Origin of the sequence: Micromonospora carbonacea, assembly GCF_014205165.1 — a bacterium.
In the GTDB taxonomy this organism is placed as follows: Bacteria; Actinomycetota; Actinomycetes; order Mycobacteriales; family Micromonosporaceae; genus Micromonospora; species Micromonospora carbonacea.
Genome location: NZ_JACHMZ010000001.1, coordinates 1,917,064 through 1,929,869, shown reverse-complemented (window position 1 = coordinate 1,929,869; position 12,806 = coordinate 1,917,064). Strand labels below are relative to the sequence as shown.

Annotated in this window: 10 protein-coding genes; 7 read left to right on the top strand and 3 right to left on the bottom strand. The window is 75.0% G+C overall.

Translation table 11 applies throughout. The features are described from left to right. Window positions 1-99: 99 nt before the first annotated feature. Entirely contained in the window at window positions 100-2,019 is a 1,920-nt protein-coding gene (locus tag HDA31_RS08645) for a chorismate-binding protein (protein ID WP_178065666.1), read from the top strand. A gap of 20 nt (window positions 2,020-2,039) precedes the next feature. Here HDA31_RS08645 and wrbA read toward each other — a convergent pair whose 3' ends face one another. Continuing rightward, a complete protein-coding gene (gene wrbA, locus HDA31_RS08640) occupies window positions 2,040-2,660 on the bottom strand; it encodes an NAD(P)H:quinone oxidoreductase (RefSeq protein ID WP_178065667.1) in 621 nt (206 codons plus the stop codon). Between the two features lie 114 nt (window positions 2,661-2,774). Here wrbA and HDA31_RS08635 point away from each other — a divergent pair, with 114 nt between their 5' ends. Further along, entirely contained in the window at window positions 2,775-3,365 is a 591-nt protein-coding gene (locus HDA31_RS08635) for an HAD family hydrolase (RefSeq protein ID WP_178065668.1), read from the top strand. Between the two features lie 253 nt (window positions 3,366-3,618). Here the strand turns inward: HDA31_RS08635 and HDA31_RS08630 are convergent, their stop codons facing one another. Next, window positions 3,619-3,987, bottom strand: coding sequence for a DUF3037 domain-containing protein (locus HDA31_RS08630; protein WP_083302593.1), 369 nt, complete (start codon window positions 3,985-3,987; stop codon window positions 3,619-3,621). Then, window positions 3,984-4,742 carry a HipA family kinase gene (locus HDA31_RS08625; RefSeq protein ID WP_178065669.1) on the bottom strand — a complete coding sequence of 253 codons (759 nt, stop codon included), beginning with the start codon at window positions 4,740-4,742 and terminating at the stop codon, window positions 3,984-3,986. The genes HDA31_RS08630 and HDA31_RS08625 overlap by 4 nt, the downstream gene beginning before the upstream one ends. Window positions 4,743-4,877: 135 nt before the next feature. Between HDA31_RS08625 and HDA31_RS08620 the strand changes: the two genes are divergently transcribed. From HDA31_RS08620 to HDA31_RS08600, 5 genes are all read left to right on the top strand, one after another. After that, window positions 4,878-5,615, top strand: coding sequence for a PRC and DUF2382 domain-containing protein (locus HDA31_RS08620; protein WP_178065670.1), 738 nt, complete (start codon window positions 4,878-4,880; stop codon window positions 5,613-5,615). 146 nt (window positions 5,616-5,761) lie between these two features. Then, window positions 5,762-6,937, top strand: coding sequence for a winged helix DNA-binding domain-containing protein (locus tag HDA31_RS08615; RefSeq protein WP_246384011.1), 1,176 nt, complete (start codon window positions 5,762-5,764; stop codon window positions 6,935-6,937). A 326-nt stretch (window positions 6,938-7,263) separates the two neighbouring features. Further along, the gene (locus tag HDA31_RS08610; RefSeq protein ID WP_178065671.1) at window positions 7,264-8,355 is read left to right on the top strand and encodes an ACP S-malonyltransferase; all 1,092 of its coding nucleotides are present in this window, start codon (window positions 7,264-7,266) and stop codon (window positions 8,353-8,355) included. Between the two features lie 9 nt (window positions 8,356-8,364). Further along, window positions 8,365-9,201: an ACP S-malonyltransferase gene (locus tag HDA31_RS08605; protein WP_219824934.1), complete on the top strand. Its 837-nt coding sequence runs from the start codon at window positions 8,365-8,367 to the stop codon at window positions 9,199-9,201. A gap of 11 nt (window positions 9,202-9,212) precedes the next feature. Continuing rightward, window positions 9,213-12,806 (top strand): type I polyketide synthase, encoded by a 3,594-nt coding sequence (locus HDA31_RS08600; protein WP_178065673.1) that lies wholly within the window; start codon window positions 9,213-9,215, stop codon window positions 12,804-12,806.

Genomic DNA, 12,806 nt, shown 5'->3' with positions numbered 1-12,806 from the left:
AGCTTCCCCACGCGGCCGCCCCACGAGGCGGTCGCCGGTTCTCTCCCCGGCCCGGGGCCGCCACCGACGGCGCCGCCCGGCCACCACCAGGAGAACCCGATGATCCGCCCGCACGACCTGCTCGCCGCCGTCGCCGACGGCGTCGACCCCGGCCCCTTCGCGCTCGTCCGCCGCGAGGGCGCCGACCACCTGGAGCTGTTCACCGGCACCGTACGCGCCGTCGACCGGCTCGCCGACGTCCCGCTGCCCGACGGCCCGGCCGGGCCACGCACGCTGGCGCTGGTGCCGTACCGGCAGGTCACCGAGCGGGGGTTCGCCTGCGTCGACGACGGGACCCCGCTGGAGTGCCTCCAGATCGCCGGGCACGCCCGGTTGCCCCTGGCCGACGTCGTCGCCGCCCTGCCCGACACGCCGGTGGCGACCGCCGACGCCGGGTTCGACATCGCCGACGCCGAGTACGCCGACACGGTCGCCCGGGTGCTCGCCGAGGAGATCGGCCGGGGCGAGGGGGCGAACTTCGTCGTCCACCGCACCATGCGCGCCACCGTGCAGGGCTCCCCGCTGGTCGCCGCCCTGGCCGCGCTGCGCCGGCTGCTGCTGCGCGAGCGCGGCGCGTACTGGACGTTCGTGGTGCACACCGGCACCCGGATCCTGGTCGGGGCGAGCCCCGAGCGGCACGTCAGCGTCGACGACGGACTGGTCATGATGAACCCGATCAGCGGCACCTTCCGGCACGGCGGCACCGCCGACACCGCCTCGCTGCTGCGCTTCCTCACCGACCCGAAGGAGGTCGACGAGCTCTACATGGTGCTCGACGAGGAGCTGAAGATGATGGCCACCGTCGCCGAGCGCGGCGGGCAGGTCGTCGGCCCCTACCTCAAGGAGATGTCGCACCTGGCGCACACCGAGTACCTGCTCGCCGGGCAGAGCTGCCTGGACGTGCGGGACGTGCTGCGGGAGACGATGTTCGCCCCGACCGTCACCGGCAGCCCGATGGAGAACGCCTGCCGGGTCATCGCCCGGCACGAGCGCACGGGGCGGCGCTACTACGCCGGGGTGCTGGCCCTGCTGGGCCGCGACGACGCCGGCCGGCAGACCCTGGACGCGCCGATCCTGATCCGCACGGCGGAGATCTCCCCCGGCGGGGAGCTGCGGGTGCCGGTCGGGGCGACGCTGGTGCGCCACTCGACGCCCGAGGGCGAGGTGGCCGAGACGCACGCCAAGGCGGCCGGGGTGCTGGCCGCGCTCGGGCTGCGCCCCGACGCCCCCGACCCGGGGCCGGGCCCGGTGCCCCGGCTGGCCGACGACCCGCAGGTCCGTGCCGCGCTGGCCGCCCGCAACGCCCCGCTGGCCCGGTTCTGGCTGGACCAGCGCCCGCCGGGGGCGGTGGCCCTGCCCGGGCTGGCCGGCCGCCGGGCGCTGATCGTCGACGGGGAGGACACCTTCACCGGCATGCTCGCCCACCAGCTGCGCGCCCTCGGGCTCGCCGTCGAGGTGGCCCCGTGGCACCGCCCGGCCGGCGACGACGCGTACGACCTGGTGGTCGCCGGCCCCGGCCCGGGCGACCCGAGGGCGGTGGACCAGCCGAAGATGGCGGCCCTGCGCGGGCTGCTCGCCCGGCGGCTCGCGGCCGGCGCGCCGACCCTCGCGGTGTGCCTGGGCCACCAGTTGCTGGCCGGGCTGCTCGGGTTGCGGCTGCACCGGCGCGACGCGCCGTACCAGGGGTTGCAGCGCGACGTCGGCGTGTTCGGCACGAGCCGCCGGGTGGGGTTCTACTCCACGTTCACGGCCGTCGCCGACGCCGACCGGGTGGCCAGCGCGTACGGGCCGGTGGAGCTGGCCCGCGACCCGGTCGACCACGCGGTGCACGCGCTGCGCGGGCCCGGCTTCGCCGGGGTGCAGTTCCACCCCGAGTCGGTGCTCAGCCGCGACGGCCTGGCGGTCCTGGCCGACCTGCTGGGCCACCTGCTGTCGGTGCCGCCGGGCCGGTCGCCGGCCGTGGCCCGCGCCCGGGGATGAGGGCCGCCGGCCGCCGGCGGTCAGCCGGCGGCCAGGCCCCGCTTCAGCGCCGCGCCGATCTGCACCGCCCGCTTCGCGGTCAGCGCGGTGGCGGCAAGCGCCACGTGGTCCGGCGGGACCTCGCCGTTGTTGCTGGTGTGCGAGGCGCCGTACGGGTTGCCGGCGACGAACTGGCTCGGGTCGGTGTAACCGGGGGTGACGACGACGCCGCCCCAGTGGTAGAAGACGGTGAGCAGCGACAGCAGGGTCGACTCCTGGCCGCCGTGCGAGGTCGCCGTCGAGGTGAACGCGGAGTAGACCTTGTCCGCCAGCGCGCCGCGCGCCCACAGCGGGCCGGTGGTGTCGATGAACTGCTTGAGCTGGGCGGCGACCATGCCGTAACGGGTGGGCGACCCGAGGATCACCACGTCGGCCCAGGACAGGTCGTCCGGCTCGGCCTCCATCACGTCCTGGGTTTCGAGGCGGTGCGCCTGCCAGCCCGAGTTGGAGCGGATCGCCTCGTCCGGTGCGAGCTCACGCACCTTGCGCAGCCGGACCTCCGCGCCGGCCTCGCCGGCGGCCTCGCACGCGGACTGCGCCATCTGATACGTGATGCCGGTCGCGCTGTAGTAGATCACGGCGACCTTGATCCGGCCCTCCATCGGGTCCTCCTCGCTCTCCGGTCAGCCCTGGCGACTACCCGTCGCCTGCGGCGTCAAACGTCGGCCGGCGGGCGTGCCGGACGGCCCGGGTCCGCCGGGCGATAGCCTGGTGCGGTGATCCTGCCCCTGCCCGACGGCGAGTTCCGGGCGTACCTGTTCGACTGCGACGGCACCATCGTCGACTCGATGCCCCAGCACCACACGGCCTGGCGGCGGGCCCTCGGCGAGTGGGGCTGCGACCTGCCCGAGGACCTCTTCTACGCCTGGGCCGGGCGGCCGGTGGCCGACATCGTCACCGACCTCAACGCCCGGCACGGCCTGACGATGCCGGTGGAGGCCGTCGCCGCCCGCCGGGAGACGCTCTACCAGGAGCTCCTGCCGACGGCGACCGGCGTGCCCGGGGTGCTGCGGCACATCGACGACGCCCACGGGCGGGTGCCCTTCGCCGTGGTCTCCGGCAGCACCCGGGAGTCGGTCACCGCGTCCCTCGGCGCGCTCGGCATCCTCGACCGGTTCGACACCCTGGTCTGCGCCGGCGACTACGCCCGGCCCAAGCCCGACCCGGAGGCGTTCCTGCTCGCCGCCCGGCTGCTGGGCGTGCCACCGGCGGCCTGCCTGGTCTTCGAGGACGCCGACCTGGGCATCCAGGCCGCCACCGCCGCCGGCATGGCCTCGGTGCGCGTCCCGCAGCCCCGGCGGGGCTGACCGGCCGCGGCGACGCGGGGCGGCGGATGGCCGGCCCGGCTGGCTGGCTGGCTGGCTGGCTGGCTGGCTGGCTCAAGTTTTGCGCAAGTTCCACGGATCGCGGGTCCCCACCGGGCCGTCGCGCGCCATCCTGATCGCACCGGCGCCGGCCGCCCGGGCCGTCCGCCGGCGCGCCGGTCGACCTGAACGGGGGATCGCGCTCCGTCGGCGACGAGGCCGGCGTAGCGCGATCAGGGGGCGGCGGCCGGGGTGTTCAGCGGACCAGGGCGTCGAGCAGCCGGTCGAGTTCGGCCGCCGGGTCGGCGGTCAGCCCGGTGTGCACCGGCCCGGTCTGGATCATCGTGCTGCGCGGGGCCGCCAGCCAGCGGAACCGCTCGCCCCGCCGCATCCGCCCCGACGGGCCCTCCCCGGCGCACGTGCGGTCCCAGGAGCCCAGCGCCGCCGCCACCTCGGCGAGGTCCACGTCCGGCGCGAGCGCCCGGACCCGGTCGGCGTCGAGGTGGGTACGCGCCGCGAGGAAGTCCCGGCCCTGGCAGTAGAGCACGACCCCGACGTTGATCCGTTCGCCGCGCTCGACCCGGGGCACCAGCCGGATAACCGCGTACTCGAAGGGTTCTCTCACGCGACGCTCCCCTGCGGCAGCCAGTCGGCGGTGCGCGCCACCCGGCGGGCGAGGTGGTCGGTGTACGCGGCGCGGGCCGCGTCGGCGGAGCCGAAGTCGGGCCCGGCCAGCCAGGCGTCCGGCACCAGCGCCAGCACCTCGGCGAGCAGGGCGGGGGTGACCCGGCGCGCCAGGTCGGCGTCGGCCTCGGCCAGCCGGCTCGCGTAGGGCGCGAGCACGTGGTCGTCGGCGCGGTACGCCCGGTGCACGGCCGCCTCGGCGCGCGGCCAGTTGTGCTGGAAGTAGAGGCAGGCGCCGTGGTCGATCAGCCACAGCTCGCGGTGCCAGATCAGCAGGTTGGGGTTGCGCCAGCTGCGGTCGACGTTCTCGGTGAACGCGTCGAACCAGAGCACCCGGGAGGCCAGCGCGGGGTCGACCGGGTGCGCCACCGGGTCGTAGCCGAGCGCGCCGGGCAGGAAGTCCATCCCGAGGTTCGGCCCGCCGCTGCCGCGCAGCAGCTCCTGCACCTCCGGGTCGGGCTCGGCCCGGCCGATGACGGGGTCGATGTCCAGCACCACCAGCCGGGGCACCGACAGCCCGAGCCGGCGGGCCAGCTCGCCGCAGATCACCTCGGCGACCAGCGCCTTCGGCCCCTGCCCCGCGCCCCGGAACTTCGCCACGTACGTGCCGAGGTCGTCGGCCTCGACCACACCGGGCAGCGAGCCGCCCTCGCGCAGCGGGGTGACGTAGCGGATTCCGGTGACCTGGCGGAGCACGAGGCCCACCCTAGCCGCAACCCCTGCGCGCCCGCGCGGACCGCCGCCGGCGCTGCTATCCACGACCGCGCCCCGGAATGCTCCCGGAGCGGCCCGGGTAGCCACGTCGTGACCCACGAGAGGAAGGACGAGCCAATGCGACTGACCGAGCAGCAGATCCGCTCGCTGTACGGGCAGGACGTCCAGGACCGCTCGGGTGCGAAGATCGGCAGCGTGGGCCAGGTGTGGGCCGACGCCGCCGGCGAGCCGACCTGGGTCAGCGTGAAGACCGGCGTGATGGGCCACCACGAGTCGATGGCCCCGCTCCAGTCGGCCCGGATGCAGCAGGACAGGCTGGGCCTGCCGTACGACAAGGCGACCGTGCGCGGCGCGCCCAGCGTCGAGACGGGCACCGACGAGCCGCTGGACGCCCGGCAGCTCACCCAGCTCTACGCGCACTACCAGCTCCCGCCGCCCACCCCGCCGGCACCGTCGCGCCAGCAGGCCGCCGGCTACCCGCGGGGGCCGGAGCTGACCCGCTCCGAGGAGCGGCTGCTGGTGGGCACCGAGAGCGAGCCGGCCGGCACCGCGCGGCTGCGCAAGCACGTCGTCGACGAGGACGTGCACACCACCGTCCCCGTCGAGCACGACGAGGTGCGCGTCGAGCGCGAGCCGATCGCGCCGGGCGACCGGCGGGCGCGGGCCGAGATCGGCGACGAGCAGCAGGAGCTGCGGCTGCGCGCCGAGCACCCGGTGGTCAGCAAGGAACAGGTCCCCGTCGAGCGGGTCCGGCTGACCAGGGACGAGGTCGTCGAGGACCAGCCCGTCGACGAACGGCTGCGCCGCGAGCGGGTGGAGGCGGACGTCCCGCAGTCGGCCCGGCCCCGCCGCTGACGCGACGCCCCGGCGGTGACCTGCCGCGCGACGGTACGACCCCGGGCGGGCGGATCCCTGGTGATCCGCCCGCCCGGTCGCGGGTCCGGCGGGTGTCGGTGACCGGCCCTATGCTGACCGTCGAGGTGGCGGAAGGCGGCGGAGACGTGGCGACGAGCGGAGCGCGTGGGCGGGCGGGCGGCGCGGGAACGGCGGCGGCGCTGACCGGCCGGGCGGAGCTCACCGGCGCGGAGGCGCTCGCGCTGCGGATGACCGCCCTGCTGCTGCGCCCCCATCCCACGGCCCGCCCCGAGAGCGTGGCCGGGGTCGTCGAGTGGTTCGGCGCGATGCAGGCGCAGGACGCGGCGAGCGGCCTGTGGTCGCTCGGGCTGCGGCTGCCCGGCTGGACGCAGGCCGACGTGCAGGCGGCCCTGGAGCGGCGGGAGGCGCTGCGCACCTGGCCGATGCGGGGCACCGTGCACCTGGTGCCGTCCCGGGACGCCCGGTGGATGCTGGACGTCACCGGCGTGCGCACCCTGGCCGCCGCCGGGCCCCGCCGGGCATTCCTCGGGCTCAGCCTGGCGGAGGCCGACCGGGCCGCCGACGTGCTCGGCGCGGCGCTGGCCGGCCGGGCGCGGCTGACCCGGTCGCAGTGCCAGGCCACCCTCGACGCGGCCGGCATCGACACCACCGGCCCGCGCGGCTACCACCTGTTGTGGTATGCGGCGCAGAAGGGCGTCACCTGCATCGCCCCGCACGTCGGCACGGAGCAGACGTTCGCGCTGCTCGACCAGTGGGTGCCCGACCCGCACCGCCCCGACCGCGACGAGGCCCTCGGCCTGCTGGCGGTGCGCTACTTCCGCAGCCACGGCCCCACCACCCGGCAGGACTTCGCCGGCTGGACGGGCCTGACCGCCACCGACGCGAAGCGGGGCATCGCCGCCGCCGGCGACGCGCTCACCACCGTGACGGTCGACGGCGCGGAGGCGGTGGCCGACCCGGCCCTGCTCGACGCGCCCCGCGCCCCGGTCGACGACGTGCACGCCCTGCCCGGCTTCGACGAATACCTGCTGGGTTTCAAGGACCGGTCGCTGATGGTCGCCCCGGAGCACAAGCAGGCGATCGTCCCCGGCGGCAACGGGGTGTTCCAGTCGACGGTGGTACGCGACGGCCGGGTGGCCGGCACGTGGAAGCGGACGCTGGGCAGGACGAGGGTGAAGGTGGCGGTGCGCCCGCTGGTCGACCTCGACGCCGCCACCCGGGCGCGGGTCGACGCGGCGCTGGCGGCGTACGCGGCGTTCGTCGGGCTCCCGCCGGCGGTGGAGTGGCCCGGTCCGGCCTGACCGTCCGCCGACGCCGACGCCGACGGTGCGGTGAATGGCCCGTGTTCGACCTGACCTGCACCCGTGGCCCCGGATTGGCCCGAGACCGGCCGATCGCCCGCTCTGTCGCGCAGGAAACGCGCCAGAAACACCACGCGGGCACCAGGCGAGTCGGAGAATCGAACGGACCACTCGCACTTACATTGAGAAAGATCTCTTGGTAAAGTCTCGTCCGACACCCCGTCAGCCTGGTCTTCCACGTTTCGGGAAGCGCCGGAGGCATCACCGCAACCAACGCAGCCACAACTGAGTTGAATCATGCCATAACCGGAAGGTCGAGGTCGGTTGTGCGTACGTTGCTGCTCTTCGACGGCATTGGCAGCACCAACGAGAATCTGCTCCCCGCGCTCCGCGGACTGCATTCCGCCCCCGAGAACTCCGCATTCTTCCAGGCCGCATTCGACGCATTCGACGAGGTGGCCGCCTACCTCGACCCGCCGGCCCGGGCCCGGCTGTCCCCCGACGGCTCGGCGCTGCGGCAGTGGCTCGGCGCGCCCGGCGGCGTGCCGGCGGGCTCGGTGGCCGCGGGGATCTGCGTCCACCTCTACCAGGCCTGTCACCTCCAGCCCGCCCGGGGCCACCCGGACGGGGCGGTCGGCGCGCTGGGCCACAGCATCGGGCTGCCCGCCGCCATCCTCGCCGGCCTGCGCCTGCGGCGGACGGACGAGTTCCTGGGCGTCGCGACCGCGCTGCTGCGGCTGGTGGCGGTCAGCCTGGTGCGCGCCCACGAGCTCGACGGCGGGCCGGTGCCCGACGCGGACGCGGTGGCCCGGTACCTGACCCGGGGCCACCGTGGCGACGGCCCCGGACCGATGGCCGCGCTGTCCGGCGTCCCCCGCGCCGAGCTGCACGCGATGGTGGCCGCGTTCAACGGCAGCGGCAGCGCGCTCACCGTGGGCCTGACCAACTCTCCCGGCTCGCACGTGCTCAGCGGGCTGCCCGTCGAGCTTCTCGCGTTCTACTTCGCCCACGAACCCCGCCTCGGGCGGGTGGGCGTGAGCTGGGCCTTCCTGCCCAGCACCATCCCCTTCCACAGCCCCCGCCTGGCCCCGGCGGCGCGCCGGGTCGACGACGACCGCCGCTTCATCGGCCCGCTGCCGGCCGGCGACCAGCTACGACTGCCGGTGTACGCCACCGACGGCCCGCGCAACCTCCAGGGCTCGCCGGACCTGGTGGCGGAGTTCCTCGCCCAGGTGCTGCTGCGCCCGATCGAGTGGGAGCTCGCGGCACGCCACGCCGTCTCCGACGCCGCGGTCGACCGCGTCGTGGACTTCGGCCCGGGGCCGTCCGCGCGCCGTTTCACCAGGGAATGCCTCGACGGCGTGGGCCGACGCCTGCGCTTCGAGCCGGTCCGACAGTTTTCGCGCCCCGGGCGCTAGGAGGAAAGCATGCGATGTCTACTGTTTCCCGGCCAGGGCGTGCAGCGCAGGGGAATGGGAGCAGGCCTTTTCGAGCAGTTCCCGGACATCACCGCGCTGGCGGACGACATCCTCGGATACTCGATCGAAGAACTGTGCGTCCGAGATCCCGGACGTAGGCTGCGGGACACCCGACACGCCCAGCCAGCGGTGTTCGTCGTCAATGCGCTGCTCGGTTTCCGTCAGGTCGCCGAGGAATCCGACGGATACCCGTTCTTCGCCGGGCACAGCCTCGGCGAATACAACGCGCTGGTCGCCGCCGGCGTGCTCGAATTCGAAACGGCGCTGCGGCTGGTGAATCGGCGCGGCGCGCTGATGGCGGGGGTCACCGGCGGGGGGATGTCGGCGGTGCAGGGCGTCCCGGCGGCCTTCGTCCAACGCGCCCTGCGGGAGACGGGCCTGGCCAACGTGCACGTGGCCAACTTCAACGCCGACACCCAGACGACGATCGCCGGCGACCGGGTGGAGGTCGCCGTGGCCGCCAAGGCCATCGGTGCCCTGCCCGGCGCGCGCGTGGTCCCGCTCAACGTCAGCGGCCCGTTCCACACCCCGCTGATGGCGCCGGTCGAGGCGCAGCTTCGCGCGGAGCTGCGCGACTGCGTGTTCGCCACCGGCCACGGCACCGTGGTCTCCAGCGTGACCGGGGAGGTCTTCGCGCCCGCGCGGGGGCCCGACCTGCTGGCCCGCCAGGTGACCGCGCCGGTGCAGTGGGTACGCGCCGTCGCCACGCTGCGCGCGGCGGGGGTCACCCGGTTCGACGAGGTCAACGGCAGCACCCTCAACGCTCTCGTGAGCCGGATCCACTGAAGGGACGCACCATGAGCATCGCGATCGTCGGCACCTCGGTGGATCTGCCGGGGGTGGCCGGCCTGGACGCCCTGTGGCGCGTCGTCAGCGCCGGCGTCAGCCTCACCCGGCCGTTCCCCCAGCACCGCCGGGACACGTTGGGCGAGTACATCCACTACCTGCGGGCCACGTCCGTCGAGCCGGTGGAGGACACCGACATCGACTACCACAACGGGTGCTTCCTCGACGCCGTCGACAGCTTCGACTACGCCGTGTTCGGCATGACGCCCCGGCAGGCGGCCCTGACCGATCCGCATCACCGGATGGCGCTGCGCGCCATGTTCCTCGCGCTGGAGGACGCCGGATACTCCGCCGACCGGCTGCGCGGCAGCCGGACCGGCGTCTTCGTGGGCTTCGCGACGAACCCGGGCTCGACCTACCTGGACTACCTCTCCCGGGTCGACCCGTCGGCCAACCAGCAGGCGATCACCGGGAACATCCCGGCCATGCTGGCCAACCGGCTGTCCCACCTGCTCGACCTGCGCGGCCCGAGCCTCGTCGTGGACACCGCCTGCTCGGCCACGCTGGTCGCGGTGCACCAGGCGAGGAACGCCCTGCTGGCCGGCGACTGCGAGATGGCCGTGGTCGGCGGGGCGCGGATCGTCTTCGCGCCGGTCAAGCACCCACACTCGGCCATCGGCATCGAGTCGTCCGACGGCGTGACCCGCACCTTCGACGAGGCGGCCGACGGCACCGGCTTCGGCGAGGGCTCCGGGGCCGTGGTCCTCAAGCGGACCGAGCAGGCCCTGGCCGACGGCGACCAGATCTACGCGGTGATCCGGGGCAGCGCGGTCAACCACGACGGCCACACCGACGGCATCACCAGCCCGAGCGCCCAGGCCCAGGCGGACCTGCTGCTGCGGGCCTGGGAGAACGCGGGGATCGACCCCCGCACGCTGGGCTACTTCGAGGCGCACGGCACGGCCACCCGGGTGGGCGACCCGATCGAGCACGAGGGCATGAAGCTGGCCTTCGCCCGGCACACGTCGGACAAGGGCTTCTGCGCGGTGGGGACGGTCAAGGCGAACGTGGGGCACCTGTTCGAGGGCTCCGGCGTGGTCGGCCTGCTCAAGGCCGTGGCCGTGCTGCGCAACCGGATGCTGCCGCCGCAGGCCAACTTCGTCAACCCCAACCCCGCCCTCGACTTCGCCTCGGGGCCGCTGTTCGTCCCCACCGCCCTGCGGCCGTGGCCGGCGGACGGGGGCCCGCGGCGCTGCGGCGTGAGCGCCTTCGGCCTCGGCGGCACCAACGCGCACGTCGTCGTCGAGGAGCACGAGGCCGCACCGGTGCCGCCGGCGGAGCCGGGCGAGCACCTGTTCACGTTGAGCGCGGCCACGCTGCGCTCGCTGACCGGGCTGATCCGCAGCTACCTGCGGTTCATCGACGACGGCGGGCTCGACGGCCTCGACATCGCCGACGTCTGCCACACCGCCCGGGCGTCGCGCTCGGCCCACCGGCACCGGATCGCGCTGGCCGTCGCCGACGCCGACGGCCTGCGGCGCGGGCTGGAGCGGATCCTCGCCGACGACCCGCCGCCCGTGACCGGCCCGCTGGCCGAGGCGGCGCGGGCGTACCTGCGGGGCGGCCCGGCCGACTGGCGGGCGCCGGCGACGGGCCGGGCCCCGCGGATCGTGCGGCTCCCCTCGTACGTCTTCGACGAGACGACCGCCTGGGTTCCGTTCCCCGACGACTGGCGGCAGACGATGTCGCTGCAACGCGCCACCGAGCGGCACCCCGTGACCCACGACGTCGAGCTGCGGCCGGCACCGCCGCCCGGGGCGGCCACGACGCGGGCGGGTTCCGTGCTCGCCCTGGTCGACCCGGCGACCGACGCCGAGGCGACGCTGGCCCCGGCGCTGCCCGCCGGGAGCGCCATCCTCCGCCTCGGTGAGCCGGTGACCCCCGGCGGCGAGGTGTTCGCCGCCGACAGCGGCGCGTCGTTCGACGCCGTCGTCCGGCTCGTCGAGGACCGCGACGTCACCCACCTGGTATACGCCCTGGCGTTCGAGGACACCCCGGCGGGCGACGTCGAGGAGGTCGAGCGCCGGTCGGCGAAGAACCTGTACGGCCTGTTCCACCTGGCCAGGGCGCTGATGTCGGCCGGCGCGAAGCTCGACCTGGTCGTGCTGACCCGCAGCGCCGTCAGCGCGCACGAGGGGGACACCGCCGCGGTGACGGAGAACGCCGCGCTCGTCGGCTTCGGCAAGGTGCTGGTCCGCGAGTACCCGTACGTGAAGGTCAAGAACATCGACGTCGACCCGGCCGTCCCCCCGGCGGCCCTGGCCGCCGAGATCCTCGCCGACGAGCACGGCCTGTCGGTGCTGCGGGGCGGGCAGCGGCTGCGGGAGGTCTTCGTCGAGGTGCCCGACGTCGAGCTCGCCACCGGCGCGCGGGAGCCCCGGCCGTACCTGCGCGCGGGCGGCACCTACCTGATCACGGGCGGCACCGGGGCGCTCGGCCTCGCCGTCGCCCGGGACTTCGCCACCGCCCGGCCCGACATCACGCTGGTGCTGCTCAGCCGCTCCGGGCTGCCGCCGCGCGAGGAGTGGGACGAGCTGGAGGCCACGTCCGACGGCCGGCTGGCGGAGCGGCTGCGCGCGGTGCGGGACCTGGAATCGCGGGGGGTCACGGTGGTCGGCGTGTCGGCCGACGCCGGCGACAGCAAGGCGTTCGCCGAGGCGGTCGCCCAGGTACGCCACCGGTTCGGCCGCATCGACGGCGTGGTGCACGCCGCCGGGCTGCCCGGGGGCAGCACCCTGATGTTCCGCCGGCTCGACGAGTTCGACGCCGTGGTGCGGGCGAAGCTGCACTCGGCCTTCGTCCTGGAGGAGGTGACGCGGGAGGACCCGCCGGACTTCGTGGCCCACTTCTCCTCGGTCGCGTCGGTCTTCCCGGCCCCCGGGCAGGCCGACTACGCCGCCGCCAACTACTACCTGGACAACCTCGCCCGCTCCCGGGCGGGCGGGCGGTGCCACGTGCTCGCCCTGGACTGGGTGGCCTGGAAGGAGATCGGCATGGCCGTCGACTTCGGCACCAACGGCGACACCATGTTCAAGGCGCTGCCGACCGCCGTGGGCCTGGCCGTCCTCGACGCGGGGCTGCGCTCGCGCCGGTCGCGGCTGTTCGCCGGGGAGCTGAACTACGCCGGGGAGCTGATCCACCTGCTGCGCTCGTACGACGTCGGGCTGAGCCCCGACATCGAGGCCACCGTCGGGCGGCACATGCAGGCGCTGGAGGAACGGCTGTCGAAGGCCACCGAGAAGATCCGGTCGACGGTCGCGGCGGTCGCGGTGGAGCTGGACGGCCGGCCGGGCGGGGAGTACACCGACACCGAGCTGTCGGTGGCGCGCTGCCTCGCGCTCGCGTTCGGCTACGACCGGCTCGACGTCGAGGCCGACTTCTTCGACCTGGGCGGCGACTCGCTCATGGCGACCACGGTGGCCAACAACATCGCGGTCTGCCACGGGGTGCCGTACGACGTCGCGGACCTGCTCGCCGACCGCACCGCCGCCGAGATCGCCTACCACGTCGACGAGTTGCGCGAGTTCGGCACGGACGCCGGGTGA